The organism is Streptomyces sp. NPDC002499, from assembly GCF_053595415.1.
This window is the reverse complement of sequence record NZ_JBSFXO010000013.1, coordinates 207587-223570: the sequence shown is the minus strand read 5'-3', so window position 1 is coordinate 223570 and position 15984 is coordinate 207587. Positions and strand designations below refer to the sequence as shown.

The 15984-nt window shown below is 70.8% G+C and carries 11 protein-coding genes; 3 read left to right on the top strand and 8 right to left on the bottom strand.

Annotated elements, in window-relative coordinates; all coding sequences use genetic code 11:
* Positions 1–61 precede the first annotated feature (61 nt).
* Complete coding sequence (proS, locus tag ACWD5F_RS34330) at positions 62–1477, bottom strand: proline--tRNA ligase (protein WP_451260246.1); 1416 nt, start codon at positions 1475–1477, stop codon at positions 62–64.
* 200 nt (positions 1478–1677) lie between these two features.
* On the opposite strand from proS, the gene ACWD5F_RS34325 reads away from it, so the two are divergent.
* Positions 1678–2532 (top strand): methyltransferase domain-containing protein, encoded by an 855-nt coding sequence (locus tag ACWD5F_RS34325; RefSeq protein ID WP_451260245.1) that lies wholly within the window; start codon positions 1678–1680, stop codon positions 2530–2532.
* Positions 2533–2538: 6 nt separating this feature from the next.
* On the opposite strand, the gene ftsH is transcribed toward ACWD5F_RS34325, so the two are convergent.
* The 6 genes from ftsH to nsdA all read right to left on the bottom strand — a co-directional run bounded on the left by ftsH (position 2539) and on the right by nsdA (position 12290).
* The gene (ftsH, locus tag ACWD5F_RS34320) at positions 2539–4476 is read right to left on the bottom strand and encodes an ATP-dependent zinc metalloprotease FtsH (protein WP_401722785.1); all 1938 of its coding nucleotides are present in this window, start codon (positions 4474–4476) and stop codon (positions 2539–2541) included.
* 189 nt (positions 4477–4665) lie between these two features.
* Positions 4666–6207 carry a signal recognition particle protein gene (gene ffh, locus ACWD5F_RS34315; protein ID WP_401722782.1) on the bottom strand — a complete coding sequence of 514 codons (1542 nt, stop codon included), beginning with the start codon at positions 6205–6207 and terminating at the stop codon, positions 4666–4668.
* Positions 6208–6345: 138 nt separating this feature from the next.
* The gene (locus ACWD5F_RS34310; RefSeq protein WP_451260244.1) at positions 6346–8796 is read right to left on the bottom strand and encodes a [protein-PII] uridylyltransferase; all 2451 of its coding nucleotides are present in this window, start codon (positions 8794–8796) and stop codon (positions 6346–6348) included.
* Between the two features lie 24 nt (positions 8797–8820).
* Positions 8821–9159, bottom strand: coding sequence for a P-II family nitrogen regulator (locus ACWD5F_RS34305; protein ID WP_123997477.1), 339 nt, complete (start codon positions 9157–9159; stop codon positions 8821–8823).
* Complete coding sequence (locus tag ACWD5F_RS34300) at positions 9156–10478, bottom strand: ammonium transporter (protein ID WP_401722776.1); 1323 nt, start codon at positions 10476–10478, stop codon at positions 9156–9158. Before ACWD5F_RS34300 ends, ACWD5F_RS34305 begins: the two co-directional genes overlap by 4 nt.
* A 324-nt stretch (positions 10479–10802) precedes the next feature.
* The gene (gene nsdA / locus ACWD5F_RS34295; protein WP_451260243.1) at positions 10803–12290 is read right to left on the bottom strand and encodes a transcriptional repressor NsdA; all 1488 of its coding nucleotides are present in this window, start codon (positions 12288–12290) and stop codon (positions 10803–10805) included.
* A gap of 455 nt (positions 12291–12745) precedes the next feature.
* Here nsdA and ACWD5F_RS34290 point away from each other — a divergent pair, with 455 nt between their 5' ends.
* Positions 12746–13402 (top strand): bifunctional DNA primase/polymerase, encoded by a 657-nt coding sequence (locus ACWD5F_RS34290; RefSeq protein WP_401722772.1) that lies wholly within the window; start codon positions 12746–12748, stop codon positions 13400–13402.
* A gap of 237 nt (positions 13403–13639) precedes the next feature.
* Here the strand turns inward: ACWD5F_RS34290 and ftsY are convergent, their stop codons facing one another.
* Positions 13640–14851 (bottom strand): signal recognition particle-docking protein FtsY, encoded by a 1212-nt coding sequence (ftsY, locus tag ACWD5F_RS34285; protein ID WP_401722769.1) that lies wholly within the window; start codon positions 14849–14851, stop codon positions 13640–13642.
* Positions 14852–15009: 158 nt separating this feature from the next.
* Here ftsY and ACWD5F_RS34280 point away from each other — a divergent pair, with 158 nt between their 5' ends.
* Positions 15010–15978, top strand: coding sequence for an LLM class flavin-dependent oxidoreductase (locus tag ACWD5F_RS34280; RefSeq protein WP_401722767.1), 969 nt, complete (start codon positions 15010–15012; stop codon positions 15976–15978).
* Positions 15979–15984 lie beyond the last annotated feature (6 nt).

Below are 15984 nucleotides of genomic sequence, written 5' to 3'. Positions count from 1 at the left end.
GACTGCGATCCGCGGATGCGCAAGGGGCGTTTCGGTCGCTCTCGCGACGGAGGGGCCCGCTCTAGTAAGCGCGCGCGACGACCGCGACGTTACCGGGCTGCTCGTCGCTCTCGGGCACCGACCCGTCCTCGGCGACCAGACACCGTACGGTCACGGCGTGCTCGGCCAGCCTGGCCTCGCCCTCCGTGCCCAGGTCCGCCCACGGGATGCGCGCCCAGCCACCGGCCCCGGCGACCTCCACGGCCTCCTCGACCGTCGCCACGTCGGAGGTGCGGGACTCCCGGCGCTCCCGCGACTGCGCGAGCAGCAGCGCCTGGTCCTCCGCGAACACCTTGGGCAGCAGTCCTACGAGGGAGTCGAGCGCCACCGGCTCCTTGCCACCGGGGATCCGGCGGGCCAGCATCGCGGTGCCGTTCTCCAGGTCACGGGGGCCGACCTCGATGCGCACGGGCACGCCCTTGAGCTCCCAGTCGACGGCGCGACGCCCGAACGGGACGTCCGTGCGGTCGTCGACGTGGACGCGTACGCCCGCCGCCTTCAGCTGATCGCCGATCTCGTGGACCTTGGCCAGAACCGCCTCGTCGCCCTTGATGGCGAGGACGACGGCCTGGGTCTGGGCGAGGTTGGGCGGGACGCGCAGGCCGTTGTCGTCGCCGTGCATCATCACCAGGGCGCCGATCATGCGGGTCGTGGAGCCCCAGGACGTCTGCCAGACGAGTTCCTGCTTGCCTTCCTTCGACAGGTACTGGGTGTTGAACGCCTTCGCGAAGGTCTGGCCCAGCTCGTGGCTGGTGGCCATCTGGAGGGCCTTGCCGTCGCCCATCATGCCTTCGAGGGTGAGGGTGTTGATGGCGCCGGCGAACCGCTCCTTGACGGTCTTGCGACCGGCCACGACGTCCATCGCGAGGACCTTCACCATGAAGTCCTCGTAGACCTGGCGGTGGATGTGCGCGGCGAAGTCGCGGGCGTCCTCGAAGGTCGCGTGCGCCGTGTGGCCCTCCTGCCAGAGGAACTCGGTCGTGCGCAGGAACAGGCGGGGCCGCAGCTCCCAACGGACCACGTTCGCCCACTGGTTGATCAACAGGGGCAGGTCGCGGTAGCTCTGGACCCACTTCGAGAAGTAGTCGTTGATGATCATCTCGGAGGTGGGGCGGACGACCGCGGGCTCCTCCAGCTCCTTGCCGCCGCCGTGGGTGACCACGGCCAGCTCGGGCGCGAAGCCCTCGACGTGGTCGGCCTCCCGGGCGAAGTAGGACTGCGGGATCAGCAGCGGGAAGTACGCGTTCTGCGTACCCGTCTCCTTGATCCGGGCGTCCATCTCGGCCTGCATCCGCTCCCACAGCCCGTACCCGTACGGTCGGATGACCATGGTGCCGCGCACCGGACCGTTGTCGGCCAGTTCGGCCTTGCTGATCAGATCCTGGTACCAGCGCGGAAAGTCGTCCGCCCGGGGCGTGAGTACGGGTGCCTTGGCCATGGCGAGATGGTACGGGTCCAAGTTGCCGGGATGTGAAATCTCGCCACAGACATACCGAAGCCACAAGCAGCACCCCACAAACCCTGGACGCGGCTCCTGGTGCGGAGTTACCTGGCAATGCGGGGGAAGTGCGCGCGAACGTCACGGGGGCAAAGGGATACGGGCACAGCGACAACTCTCGGCGGATTGGGGCGCTTTAGATGACACCTACGCTCGTGCGGCAGCACCATCCCCATGCGGACGAAACACCCCGCGTGGACCTGTGTGCACGCGCGCGTGACTGGTCCGAGATCCAGGAGCGGATGCTGGTACCGCTCTACGAGGCCGTCCACGAGCGAGTCGAAGTGGGCCCCGGCACCCGGCTGCTGGGCCTCGGCTGCGGCAGCGGCCTCGCCCTTCTGATGGCCGCCGCCTCGGGCGCGGCGGTCACCGGTGTCGACTCCTCCCCCGAACGACTCGCCCTCGCGCGCGAGCGGCTGTCCCCGGCGACCTGGGGCGCACGCACGCATGGGGACACCCGGATCGTCGACGGCACACCCGGGGACGCGGCCGACGCGGAGACGCCCGCGTACACCCTGGTGACCGCTTTCGAGCCCATCGGGTGTCTGGCGGGCGACTCGGAGGGACTCGGCGGGCAGTTGCGGGCGGCGACTCCGCTCGCCGAGCGCGGGGCGCCCGTGGTGCTGGCCGGCTGGGGTCCGCCGGAGCGCTGCGCCACGTCGTCCGTGTTGCGGGTGGCCACCAGACTGGCGGATCCGCTGCGCAGCGCGGGCAGTTGGCGCCCCGCCCTTCGCGACGACCTGGAGGAGGTCGCCCAGCGGGCGGGCCTCAGGCCGGACGGCTCGGGGCGGGTGTCGTGCCCGTTCGGGTACGCCGACATGGAGAGCGCCGTACGAGGGCTGCTGTCGACGGGGCTCTTCGACGCGGCGATCATCGCGACCGACCAGGCGCAGGTGGACAAGGAGTTGGCGGAGGCCCTGCATCCGTATCAGCGGCGGGACAGGACGGTGTGGATGCCGAACGTGTTCCGGTACCTGATCGCGCGGACGCCCTGAGGACGACTACGGCTCTTCCTTGAAGAGCCGTGTGACGCCCGCGATCCGATAGGCGTCCGTCTCCTCCAGCGTCTCGTTCTCCAGCAACGCCGCGGCGAGGTCGTCGAGTTGGCCCCGGTGGTCGCGCAGCTTGCGGCAGGCCTCCTCGTAGCACTCGTCGACGATGCGGCGCATCTCGTCGTCGATGACGTCGAGGGTCCGGGGCGCGGCGGCGAGGCCGTACGCCTGCTGGGCGTCGTTCGGGAGGGCCGAGAGCCGGCCCACCCGTTCGCTCATCCCCCACCGCGCGACCATGCCGCGCGCGAGGTTGGTGACCTGTTCGAGGTCGTTCTCGGCGCCGGTCGTGATCACCCCGTAGACGACCTGTTCCGCGGCCATGCCGCCGAGGGCGCCGATGATCCGGCCGCGCAGGTACTCCTCGGTGTACGCGTACTTGTCCGCGTCCGGTGTCGAGAGCGTGACGCCGAGGGCGCGGCCGCGCGGGACGATGGTGATCTTGCGGACGGGGTCGGCGCCGGGCTGGAGCATGCCGAGGAGGGCGTGGCCGCTCTCGTGGTACGCGGTGCGCCGGCGCTCCTCCTCGGGCATCACCAGCGGGCGTTCGGCGCCCAGTTGGACCTTCTCCAGGGCTTCCGAGAGGTCGGCCTGGGTGACCTGGTCCTGCTTGCGCTTGACGGCGAGGAGGGCGGCCTCGTTGGCGAGGTTGGCCAGTTCGGCGCCGGTCATGCCCGGGGTCGTACGGGCGACCTGGGCCAGGTCCACGCCGGGGGCGAGCGGGATCTGGCGGGTGTGGATCTCCAGGATCGCCTTGCGGCCGCCCCGGTCGGGCGGCGAGACCACGACCACCCGGTCGAAGCGGCCGGGGCGGGTGAGGGCCGGGTCCAGGACGTCGGCGCGGTTGGTGGCCGCGATGACGATGACGCCCTCCGAGCCGGAGAAGCCGTCCATCTCGGTGAGGATCTGGTTCAGGGTCTGTTCGCGCTCGTCGTGACCGCCCATCCCCGAACCGCCGCCGCGGGCCCGGCCGATGGTGTCGATCTCGTCGATGAAGATGATCGAGGGGGCCACCTTGCGGGCCTCCGCGAACAGTTCACGCACGCGTGAGGCGCCGACGCCGACGATCATCTCGATGAACTCGGAGGCCGAGGCCGAGAAGAACGGCACCCCCGCCTCCCCCGCGACCGCCCGCGCGAGCAGCGTCTTGCCGGTGCCGGGCGGGCCCGCGAGCAGCACGCCCCGGGGCATCTTGGCGCCCATCTTGCGGTACGCGTCGGGGTTCTTGAGGAAGTCGACGACGTCGTTCAGCTCGCCCTCGACCTCGTCGATGCCGGCCACGTCCTCGAAGGTGGTCCGCTGCTGGCCCGGCTCCAGCTCGACCGGCTTGGGCGGGGCCTTGCGGCCGAGCATGCCGCCCCCGCCGCCGAGTCCCGCGCTCATCCGCCGCGCGATGAAGATCCACAGGACGACCAGGAGCAGCATCGGGGCGAGCGAGATGAGCAGATTGGCCAGAAAGCTTCGGTGCTGTACGACCGGCTCCGCCGTGACCGTGACGTTGTGCTTGGTCAGGTCCTCCCAGAGCTGGTCGTCCGCGAAGGTCGGCCGCTCGGTGTTGAACTTGGTGTACTTGCCGTCGCCCTCGGGGTTGTCCTGGCCCTTCTTGAGCTGGCCCTGGATCGCGTCGCCCTTGGCGTAGATCTTGCTGACGTTCCCGGCGTCGACCTGCTTGCTGAACTCCGTGTACGAGATCGTCGGCTCGTCGCCCTCGTTGAAGAACGACAGGACCAGGTTGGCGATCAGGTAGACGACCAGCGCGGTCAGGATCAGGCTCCACCAGCCGCCGCGCATCTTCTTCCCGCCCGGCGACGGCTTCGGCGGCTCGTCCGGGGTGCCCTCGGTACGCCAGGGCTGATCGGGGGACTTGCGCGGCGGCGCGGGGTTGGTCATATCGGCAAGTTACGACACGGGCCAGGCGTCGGCACGCCCAGGATGCACCGAGGGCGCCCTTCCGGAGAGGGGCGCCCTCGGTGACGTGGAAGAGGGGTTGTCGGCCCATGAAGCTCCTGAGCCTAAGGAGCCCTCAGCCCGTGAACCTCGTAAGCCTCAGGAACCGTCAGCCCGTGAACCTCGTGAGCCTCAGCCCATGAACTTCTTGAACTCGTCCGGCAGCTCGAAGTCCTGCGGCGCCTGCTGGCCCGGCACGCCGCCCTGGGCACCGGCCGCGCGCCGGGCGGCCTCCTCCTGCTCCTGCTGCTTGCGCTTCATCGGGTTGCCGGAGCGCTGCTTGCCCTTGGCCTGCTTCGGCTGCTTCTTGCTGCGGCCGGGGCCGCCGCCCATGCCCGGCATACCCGGCATCCCGGGCATGCCGCCGCCCTGGGCCATGCGGGACATCATCTTGCGGGCCTCGAAGAACCGCTCGACGAGGTTCTTGACCGCGCTGACCTCGACGCCGGAGCCCTTGGCGATACGGGCGCGGCGGGAGCCGTTGATGATCGTCGCGTCCTGGCGCTCGGCCGGGGTCATCGACTTGATGATCGCGGCCGTGCGGTCGACGTCCCGCTCGTCCAGGTTGTTGATCTGGTCCTTGATCTGGCCCATGCCGGGCAGCATGCCGAGCAGCTTGGAGATGGAGCCCATCTTCCTGACCTGCTCCATCTGGGCCAGGAAGTCGTCCAGGGTGAAGTCCTGGCCCTTCTTGGACGCCAGCTTCGAGGCCATCTTCTCGGCCTCTTCCTGACTGAACGTCTTCTCCGCCTGCTCGATCAGGGTGAGCAGGTCACCCATGTCGAGGATGCGGGAGGCCATCCGGTCAGGGTGGAAGGCGTCGAAGTCCTCCAGCTTTTCGCCGTTCGACGCGAACATGATCGGCTTGCCGGTCACCGAGGCGATCGACAGGGCCGCACCACCGCGGGCGTCACCGTCGAGCTTGGAGAGCACCACGCCGTCGAAGCCGACGCCGTCCCGGAAGGACTCGGCGGTGTTGACCGCGTCCTGGCCGATCATCGCGTCGACGACGAAGAGGATCTCGTCGGGCGAGACCGCGTCGCGGATGTCCGCGGCCTGCTGCATCAGCTCCTGGTCGATACCCAGGCGGCCCGCGGTGTCCACGATCACGATGTCGTGGACCTTGGACTTGGCGAACTCGATGGAGTCCTTGGCGACCTTGACCGGGTCGCCCACGCCGTTGCCCGGCTCGGGCGCGTAGACCGCGATCCCGGCCCGCTCGGCGACGACGCTCAGCTGGTTCACGGCGTTCGGGCGCTGGAGGTCGGCGGCGACGAGCAGCGGCGAGTGCCCCTGGTCCTTGAGCCACTTGCCGAGCTTGCCCGCCAGGGTGGTCTTACCGGCACCCTGCAGACCCGCGAGCATGATCACGGTCGGCGGGTTCTTGGCGAACCGCAGCCGACGGGTCTCGCCGCCGAGGATCGTGACGAGTTCCTCGTTGACGATCTTCAGGACCTGCTGGGCCGGGTTCAGCGCCTTGTTCACCTCGGCGCCGAGGGCACGCTCCTTGACGTTCTTGATGAACGTCCGCACCACGGGCAGGGCCACGTCGGCTTCGAGGAGGGCGATGCGGATCTCACGCGCCGTGGCGTCGATGTCCGCTTCGCTCAAGCGCCCCTTGCCGCGCAAGTTCTTGAAGGTCGCTGAAAGGCGATCGGAGAGAGTATCGAACACGGCGGAGTCGGTCCTCGGAGTCGGGGGCAGTGTGGGCGTCTTCCAGGGTATCCGGCCGCGCAGGACAATCGCCCCCGCCTGCTGGGTTCAGCCGGCGGGGACGAGGCCGCGTGCTCCCCGCCTACGCGGACCGCGAGGTCACGCGCGCAGCATCTCCTCCAGTTTGCGCGCCACCGCCGCCGCTTCCTCGCCGGGCAGGGCGGCGCCCTCGGGCCCGGTCACGTAGAAGGCGTCGACCGCGTTCGCGCCCAGCGTGGAGACGTGCGCGCTGCGCATCAGGACGCCCGCGTCCTCCAGGGCCCGGCCGATCCGGAACAGCAGCCCGGGGGCGTCCTGGGCACGGACCTCGATCACGGTGGCGAAGCGGGAGGCGGCGGAGGCGACCGTCACACGGGCCGCCGGTGCCACCACGCCCCGGCGGCGCGGATAGGCCGCGTCCCGTTCGGCGAGACGGCCCGCGATGTCCAGGGAGCCGTCCAGCGCCCGGACCAGGTCGGCCCGCAGCCGCGCGGCCTGGGGCAGCGAGCCGTACTCGGCGGCAACGCGCCAGTTCAGCAGCAGCACGGAGCCCTCGACGCCGTCCGGCAGGTCCAGGGCGCGCAGTTCGGCGGTGCGCACGGTGAGCCGGTGCATCGCGAGCACGCCGGCCACCGAGGGCAGCACCCGGGGCTGGTCGGGCACGGCGATCAGCAGCTCCACGCCGAGCGGCTCGGGGTCCCCGGTCGGCTGGTCCTCCGTGGGCGGCTCGGTCTGGGCGCGCAGGGCGAGGACCGGGCTGCCGGTGGCGATCGCCTCGATGGCGAGCCGCTCCTGCTCGGCGGTGGGCGCGGCGGACTCGGGCTCTTCGGGGACGTCTCCGGCGAGCACGGCGGCGACCCGCTTCACCAGGTCGGCGACGAGGGAACCGCGCCAGGACGACCAGGCCGCGGGCCCGGTGGCCAGCGCGTCCGCCTCGGTCAGCGCGTGCAGCAGCTCCAGCGTGCTCTGCGTGCCGACCGCCTCGGCGACCGAGCGCACGGTGGCCGGGTCCTCCAGGTCGCGCCGGGTGGCGGTGTCGATGAGCAGGAGATGATGGCGTACGAGGGTGGAGAGCACCGTGACGTCCGCGCGGTCGAAGCCGATGCGGGCGGCGACGTCCTTGGCGATGATCTCGCCGGCCACCGAGTGGTCGCCCGGCCAGCCCTTGCCGATGTCGTGCAGCAGCGCGGAGACCAGCAGGAGGTCGGGGCGGCTGACCCGGCGGGTGAACTCGGAGGCGCGTACGGCGGTCTCGATCAGGTGCCGGTCGACGGTCCAGATGTGCACGGCGTTGCGCTGCGGCCGGCAGCGCACCCGCTCCCAGTCCGGCAGCAGCCGGGTGATGAGGCCCTCCGCCTCCAGCGCCTCCCAGACCTCGATGGTGGGCTGCCCGGAGCCGAGCAGGGTGACGAGCTGTTCGCGCGCCTCGGCGGGCCAGGGCGTGGGCAGCGGGCGCACGGTGGCCGCCAGACGCCGTACAGCGTGCAGGGACAGCGGCAGACCGGCCTGCGCGGCGGCGGCAGCGGCGCGCAGCGGCAGGACGGGGTCGCGCTCGGGGCGCGCGGCCCGAGCGAGCACCACCTCGCCGTCCTGCTCGACCACGCCCTCGGCGAGCGGGGAGCGTTCGGTGACGGGCTTGTTGCCGCCGCCGAGCATGGCGCGCAGCCGCGGCCGTACAGCGCGCGACCTGAGCACGCGCCCCACCTCGCGCCAGGTGACGTCACTGGCGTACGAGATGACCCGGGCCGCCTCGTACACCTGGCGCAGCAGGGTGTCGGCGTCGAGCAGGCCGAGTTCGGCGGCGACCTGGTCCTGCTCCTGGAGGGCGAGCCGGTCGGTGGCGCGGCCGGTGGCCAGGTGCAGGGCGTCGCGGACGTCGAGGAGCCGGCGCCGGGCGTCGTCGAGTCCCTCGCGCGGGGCGTCGGCCAGCCAGGAGGCGGCGACGGCACGCAGGGTGGTGGCGTCGCGCAGGCCGCCGCGGGCTTCCTTGAGGTCGGGTTCGAGGAGGTACTGCAGCTCGCCCTGGCGTTGGGCGCGCTCGGCGCAGAGTTCCTGGAGTTCGGGGAGGCGTTTGGGCGCCTGGTTGCGCCAGTCGGCGAGGACCGAGGTGCGCAGGGCGGCGGTGAGGCCGAGGTCGCCCGCGAGGTGGCGGGCGTCGAGGAGGCCGAGCTGGACCTTGAGGTCTTCGCCGGCGGTCTTGCGGGCCTCGGCCGGGGTGCGGACCGAGTGGTCCAGGGCGAGGCCGAGGTCCCAGACGGGGTACCAGATGCGGTCGGCCAGGGCGGCCACCGCGCCGGAGTCGGAGCCGTCGTGCAGGAGCAGCAGGTCCAGGTCGCTGCGTGGGGAGAGCTCGCCGCGGCCGTAGCCGCCGACGGCGACCAGGGAGACGCCCCGCAGGTCGGTGGCGCCGGCGGTGAAGAGCCCGGACAGCCAGTCGTCGGTCATTTCGGCCAGGGCGGCACGGCGCGGCGGCCCGGACCGCGCCCCCTCCTGGAGGAGGCGCAGCCGGGCCGCCGCGTAGCCGCTGGGTCCCGAATCCTCTGCTTCGTTGCGCACGTCCGTGCTCGACACCCAGCGACTCCTGTTCCTCTTCTTTTAGAGCGCGTCCGGTCCGCGCTCGCCGGTCCGGACGCGTACGGCCGTCTCGACCGGGAGGGACCAGACCTTGCCGTCACCGATCTTGCCGGTGCGGGCGGCCTTGACGATGACGTCGATCAGCTGCTCGGTGTCGTCGTCCTCGGCCAGTACCTCGATACGGATCTTCGGTACCAGGTCGACCGTGTACTCGGCACCGCGGTAGACCTCGGTGTGGCCCCGCTGACGACCGTAGCCGCTGGCCTCGGTGACCGTCAGGCCGTGGACTCCGAAGGCCTGGAGGGCTTCCTTGATCTCGTCGAGCCGGTGCGGCTTCACGACGGCGGTGATGAGCTTCATGCGTCCACCTTCTTCGTCTCCGCGGCGGCCAGCGCGCCGCTGCCGATGCCACCGCCGGCGCCGCTGAAGTCGTATGCGGTCTCGGCGTGCTCGGCCTGGTCGATGCCCGAGATCTCCTCGTCCTCGCTGACCCGCATACCGATGGTCTTGTCGATGAGGAACGCGAGGATCGCGGACGCGATCAGGGAGTAGGCCAGGACGGCGAAGACACCGGCGCACTGCTTCCAGAACTGGTCGAGGCCGCCGCCGTAGAAGAGGCCCTCGACGTCGGACTGGCCCTTGCCGCTGGCGAAGAAGCCGATGAGCAGGGAGCCGACGACACCGCCGACCATGTGGACGCCGACCACGTCGAGCGAGTCGTCGTAGTTGAAGCGGTACTTGAGGCCGACGGCCGCGGCGCAGGCGACACCGGCGATGACGCCGACCGCGATCGCGCCGAGCGGGCTGACCGCACCGCCGGACGGGGTGATGGCGACCAGACCGGCGACCGCGCCGGAGGCGGCGCCCAGGGTGGTGAACGCGCCGTGGCGGATCTTCTCGTAGGCGAGCCAGGCGAGCATGGCGGCGGCGGTGGCGATCTGCGTGTTGACGAACATCAGCGGGCCGACGCCGTCGTCGTTGCCGAGCCACGAGCCGGCGTTGAAGCCGAACCAGCCGAACCACAGGAGACCGGCGCCGAGCATGACCAGCGGGAGGCTGTGCGGGCGCATCGGGTCACGCTTGAAGCCGGTGCGCTTGCCGATGACGAGGATCACGCCGAGCGCCGCGGCACCCGCGTTGATGTGGACCGCCGTACCACCGGCGAAGTCGATCACACCGAGCTCGAAGGCCCAGCCGCCGGTGCCCCAGACCCAGTGCGCGACCGGGAAGTACACGATCGTCGCCCACAGCACGACGAAGAGCGACCAGGCGGTGAACTTCACGCGGTCGGCGATCGCGCCGCTTATCAGGGCCGGCGTGATGATCGCGAACATCATCTGGAAGACGGCGAAGACGAAGACCGGGATCGTGTACCCCGACCAGATGTCCATCTTGTCGATGCCGCTGAAGCCGACGAAGTCGGATTCCCAGCCGATCAGCGAGCCGTGGTCGGTTCCGAACGACATGGAGAAGCCGTAGAGCACCCACAGGATCGTGACGATCCCGATGCTGATGAAGCTCATCATCAGCATGTTGAGCGTGCTCTTGACGCGGACCATGCCTCCGTAGAAGAAGGCGAGGCCCGGGGTCATGATCAGCACCAGGGCGGAACAGATAAGCATGAAGCCTGTGTTGGCGGCAGACAACTTGTCTGCGGCAAGCGTGATGGCTGGTGCCATCGGCGTCTCCTCGTCGTTGGTACGGCCCCGTGCGGGCGAAGCCTGAGCGGTCATGAGGGGTGGGCCGGTTATGCGCCATGAGATTGGCGCAGCGCGGTTTCCGTCGAAGCCCCTCGATGTTTCGCTGCCGTGACGAAGGCGTCCTGCGTGTTACGCGTCGATGAACTGGCAGATGTTCGCCGGAGCGATCGTTATCGTGGCGCAACCTTCCGCGGAGGAAGGAAACCGGCCGCGGTCGGCCTTCCGATGACCTGGCATGGGGGAGCCGAGTCGGGCAGTTCGGGAGGGCCGGCCGCGGCCGGGGTTCTGGGGCTGCGCCGGTTCTCAGACCGCTTCGGCGGTCTCCGGCAGCTCGATGGCGAGCTTGTCGGTGAGGTCGATGACCTCGGCGAGGTCGCCGAAGTCGCGGACGGCCGTGTCGACCGTCTTTCGAATACGAGTGTTGACGCGCTCCGAGCGGACCTTCTTGGCTACGTGCATGGCTTCCTCGACCAGAACCGTGCTCCGCTCGGGCTCGCGCTGGAGCAGGTGCACGGTGGCCATGCCGATCAGGTTCAGTGCGTACGACCGCTGGTGCTCGCTGTCCTTGGCGAACAGGTCGACGGCCCGCCGCATCACGGGCTCGGCCAGCGAGGCGTAGGTGGGGCTGCGGCCGGCCACGTAGGCCAGGTCGCGGAAGGAGTGGCTGTTCTCGCCGTGCAGTTCGGCCTCGGAGAAGAAGCGGATCCAGTCGGACTCCGGCTCGTCCCAGTCGTGCACGTCGGCGAAGGTGTCCTCGGCCATCCGGACCGCCCGCTTGCACTTGCCGGGCTGCCCCATGTTGGCGTAGGCGCGGGCCTCCATCGCATACAGCATGGACTGGGTGCGCGGGCTCGCGCAGTCCCGGCTGCCGTACTGCGCGAGGTGGATCAGCTCCAGCGCGTCGTCGGGCCGGCCGAGGTGGATCATCTGGCGGCTCATGCTGGACAGGACGTACGAGCCGAGCGGTTTGTCGCCCGCCTCCTTGGCGGCGTGCAGGGCGAGGACGAAGTACTTCTGCGCGGTCGGCTGGAGCCCGACGTCGTACGACATCCAGCCGGCCAGCTCCGCCAGTTCGGCGGCGACCTTGAACAGCGTCCTGGTGGTGGAGTCGGGCTGGGGCTCCTGGAGCAGGTCCGTGACCTCGTGCAGCTGGCCGACGACCGCCTTGCGGCGCAGTCCGCCGCCGCACTGGGCGTCCCACTGGCGGAACATCACCGTGGTGGACTCCAGCAGCTCCAGCTCGGGCCGGGACAGCCGGCCGCCGCGCCGGCTCGCGGCGAGCGACTCGGCCTGGGCCGACTGGGGGGTGTGCTGCGAGGGCACCAGCCAGCGCTGCATCGGCTCGATGAGGGACGGGCCCGCGGACAGGGCCAGCGAGGTTCCGAGGAAGCCGCGCCGGGCCAGCATCAGGTCGCTGCGCGAGAACTCGCTGAGCAGGGCCACCGTCTGCGGGCCCGTCCAGGGCAGGTCGACACCGGTCGCGGAGGGTGACTGGCGGGCCGCGCGCAGGCCGAGGTCCTCGACGGAGACCACACAGCCGAAGCGCTCGGAGAACAGCTCGGACAGGATCCTGGGGATGGGTTCGCGGGGGTTCTCACCGTCCAGCCAGCGGCGCACGCGCGAAGTGTCCGTCGAGATGTGGTTGGCGCCCAACTGGCGTGCCCTGCGGTTGACTTGGCGGGCGAGCTCGCCCTTCGACCAGCCGCTGCGCACGAACCACGACGTGAGCAGCTCGTTGGGCAGCTTCTCCGTGCTGGTCGCGGTTGTCCCGCTTCCGCCGTTGCCGCTCACTGGAACGCCCCCATCCCTGAGACCACTTGTCGCTGAGTGCGCCAAGCCTTATCAGAATGCCGGTAAATACGGCCTTCCGTCTGCCGGTTGTCACCCTTCGAACGGAAAGCCGAGTTGCCTCCGGCATACCCACGAGTGCATGTGCCCCCAGGACCCGTGCACTCAAAGTAATCCTACGATCACCGCTCCAGCCATGGCGATCCCGGAAACGCCACCATTCGCCACCCCTTCGAATGAACCTACGGTCGCCCTCGCACGATTCACTTGACATAGGACGACCGGGAGTCGGCGGAGCGGTGCACTCAGGGGCGCGCACTGCCGAATTCACCACCTGGGGCACACCCGAGCGCCGCCTGGACCACGCGGCACAGGGAAGCGAGAAGCACGAGGGAACACAGAGTCACGTTCCGCATCCGCGTCGTAACCACCGACGCGTCGGACACGTTGGAGGGGGCATGGGCTTCACGATCGGCGGCATCCGGGAGATCCGCTCCGGCACGCGTCGGCGCGGCCGCTCCTTCGAGTGCACGGCCGTCGCCGAGTTCACCGGCCTGTGGGGCTGGGACGTGGTACGAGGCGCGCGGGCCGCGGGTGGCGCCTGCTCGTGCGGGCGCCGGGACTGTCCCGAACCGGGCGCGCATCCACTGGAGTTCGCGCCCCAGGTACCGGCCGGCGCCACGCTCGACGAAGTCACCAAGGCCTGGGCGGAGTTCCCGGGAGCGTCGGTCATGCTGGCCGTCGGCCGCGCCTTCGACGTCATCGAGGTGGCCGAACCCGCCGGGCGCCGCGCCCTGATCCGCCTGGAGCGCATGGGCCTGCCCGTCGGCCCGGTCGCCGCGACCCCCGAGGGCCGCGCCCACTTCTTCGTCGCCCCCGGCGCCGCCGCCGAACTCCCCGAGCTGCTCTACCGCATGGGCTGGGACGACCCCAGCTCGCTCGACCTGCGGGGCCTGGGCCCCGGCACGTACATCACGGCCCCGCCGTCCGACCGCGGCGGCCTCGGCCCGGTCCACTGGCTGCGCCCGCCGGCCCTGGACGCGGCGACCCGCCCCCCGCAGGCCCGCCTGCTGCTGGGCACCCTGGCGTACGTGGCCCACCGCTCGGGGGCGTAGGCCTCCGGCCAGGAGCAGGGGTCACAGCGCATCCGCGCCGTCCCGCCGACTCCTTCTCTTCACCGGTGGCGACCGCAACCATCAATTGAGGAACCACGACGGCGAGCACCCGATCCGCGAGAGCCGCGCCGGTTCAGGCGCAAAAAGGCGAAGCGCCCGTCCCTGACTGCATCTCGGGGGCGGGCGCTTCTTTGCCGTACGCATCGACTCACTGAAGCCGTATGCGGTGTGTGCGGGTCAGTCCCCGATAAGCGCATCCACGAACGCCTCCGGCTCGAAGGGCGCCAGGTCGTCCGCGCCCTCGCCCAGGCCGACCAGCTTGACCGGTACGCCCAGTTCGCGCTGGACGGCGATCACGATGCCGCCCTTGGCGGTGCCGTCGAGCTTGGTGAGGACGATGCCGGTGACGTCGACGACCTCGGCGAACACGCGGGCCTGGACGAGGCCGTTTTGCCCGGTCGTCGCGTCCAGGACGAGCAGCACCTCGTCCAGCGGCGCCTGCTTCTCGACGACCCGCTTCACCTTGCCGAGCTCGTCCATCAGGCCGGTCTTGGTGTGCAGTCGCCCGGCGGTGTCGATGAGGACGACGTCGGCCCCCATCTCCTTGCCCTCCTTGACCGCGTCGAAGGCGACGGAGGCGGGGTCGCCGCCCTCGGGCCCGCGCACGGTGTAGGCGCCGACCCGCTCGCCCCAGGTCTGCAACTGGTCGGCGGCGGCGGCCCGGAAGGTGTCGGCCGCGCCCAGCACGACGCTGTTGCCGTCGGCCACCAGGACCCGGGCGAGCTTGCCGGTGGTGGTGGTCTTGCCGGTGCCGTTGACCCCCACGACCATCACGATGCCGGGCTTGCGGTCCTCGGGCTCGGTCTTCACGACCCGGTCGACGTCGGTGCCGACCAGCTTGAGCAGCTCCTCGCGCAGCAGCGAGCGCAGCTCGTCGGGGGTGCGGGTGCCGAGCACCTTCACACGCGCCCGCAGGCCGTCGACCAGCTCCTGGGTGGGCTGCACGCCGACGTCGGCGGTGAGCAGGATGTCCTCGATCTCCTCCCAGGTGTCCTCGTCGAGGTGCTCGCGCGACAGCAGCGTGAGCAGCCCCTTGCCCAGGGCGTTCTGGGAGCGGGAGAGGCGCGAGCGCAGCCGGACGAGGCGTCCGGCGGTCGGCTCGGGGACCTCGATCTCCGGGGACGTGAGATCGGGGCCCGCGGGCGGCTCCTCGACGGCGACGGGCGCCGAGGACCCCGGCAGATCCACCTCCTCTATGGTCCGGCGCGGTTCGTCGCGCGGCGTCTCGGCCTCGTCGCCGACGTGCGGCTCGGCCGGCGGGGCGGTGATGTCGGGCACGGAGGTGGGCGGCGGGGGCAGCGGCTTCTTGCGCCGGCTGCCGACGACGAGCCCGCCGATCGCACCGAGCACGACCACGGCGATGACTACAGCAAGGATGACGGTTTCCATAACCCACCCAGTATCGGCCATGGGTCTTCGCCGTGCTCAGTGCCTGTACGGCCCGGACCGCCCACCGCACCGATCGTGACCTGAGGGCCCACGACTCTGGCTGTCTGACGCTCCGTCAGCTACCGTCCCCCGCACATCCGCCCGGCGAAGGGGATCCCATGCCCGTCACGGTCGTCCGTTTCAACCTCGTCGAACCCGACGCCACCCCCTCCTCCCTCGGCGCCCGCTACCGGGCGGCCGTGGAGATGGCCGCGTACGCGGACGAGCGCGGGGTCACCACCGTGCAGACGGAGGAGCACCACGGCGTCGCCAACAACTGGCTGCCCTCGCCGTTCGCCTTCGCGGCCACGGTGTTCGGCGCGACCCGCACGATCGCGGTCACCGTCTCCGCGATCATCGGCCCGCTGCACGACCCGCTCCGGCTGGCCGAGGACATCGCGGTGCTCGACCTGCTCAGCGGCGGCCGGCTGGTGACGGTCGCCGGCATCGGCTACCGGCCCGAGGAGTACGCCCAGTTCGACGTGGACTGGAAGCGCCGCGGCAAGCTCCAGGACGAACTCCTGGAGACCCTGCTCAAGGCCTGGACCGGCGAGGAGTTCGAGTACCGCGGCCGCACGGTACGGGTCACCCCGCGCCCGGCGACCGAGCCGCACCCGCTGCTCCTGGTGGGCGGCTCCTCGAAGGCCGCCGCCCGCCGCGCCGCCCGCCTGGGCCTGCCCTTCTTCCCCAGCGCGCACCTGCCGGAGCTGGAGGCCTACTACAAGGAACGGCTGGTCGAGTACGGCACCGAGGGCTGGACCATGATGCCGACCGCCGAGACGCCCCTGCTGCACATCGCCGAGGACCCCGACCGGGCCTGGGCCCAGTACGGCGAGCACTTCCTGCACGAGGCGCGGACGTACGCCTCCTGGCAGTCCGGCGAGATCCGGTCGGCGGTGAAGTCCGGGGCGACGGACGTCGACGGACTGCGCGCCGAGGGCGTGTACCGGATCCTCACGCCGGACGAGGTCGTCGAGCAGGGGCTCGACAACCTCGTACTGCATCCGCTGGCGGGCGGGATGCCGGTGGAGGAGGGATGGCGGAGTCTGCGGCTGTTCTGCGACGAGGTGCTGCCGCGGCTCGGCTGAGCCGGG

What these genes read in the sequence shown, in the direction of transcription:
- ftsH (WP_401722785.1), bottom strand. Translation starts at nt 4,476, where the DNA reads ATGACCAACCCCGCGCCGCCGCGCAAGTCCCCCGATCAGCCCTGGCGT.
- ACWD5F_RS34290 (WP_401722772.1), top strand. Translation starts at nt 12,746, where the DNA reads ATGGGCTTCACGATCGGCGGCATCCGGGAGATCCGCTCCGGCACGCGT.
- proS (WP_451260246.1), bottom strand. Translation starts at nt 1,477, where the DNA reads ATGGCCAAGGCACCCGTACTCACGCCCCGGGCGGACGACTTTCCGCGC.
- ACWD5F_RS34300 (WP_401722776.1), bottom strand. Translation starts at nt 10,478, where the DNA reads ATGGCACCAGCCATCACGCTTGCCGCAGACAAGTTGTCTGCCGCCAAC.
- ftsY (WP_401722769.1), bottom strand. Translation starts at nt 14,851, where the DNA reads ATGGAAACCGTCATCCTTGCTGTAGTCATCGCCGTGGTCGTGCTCGGT.
- ACWD5F_RS34325 (WP_451260245.1), top strand. Translation starts at nt 1,678, where the DNA reads ATGACACCTACGCTCGTGCGGCAGCACCATCCCCATGCGGACGAAACA.
- ACWD5F_RS34305 (WP_123997477.1), bottom strand. Translation starts at nt 9,159, where the DNA reads ATGAAGCTCATCACCGCCGTCGTGAAGCCGCACCGGCTCGACGAGATC.
- ACWD5F_RS34280 (WP_401722767.1), top strand. Translation starts at nt 15,010, where the DNA reads ATGCCCGTCACGGTCGTCCGTTTCAACCTCGTCGAACCCGACGCCACC.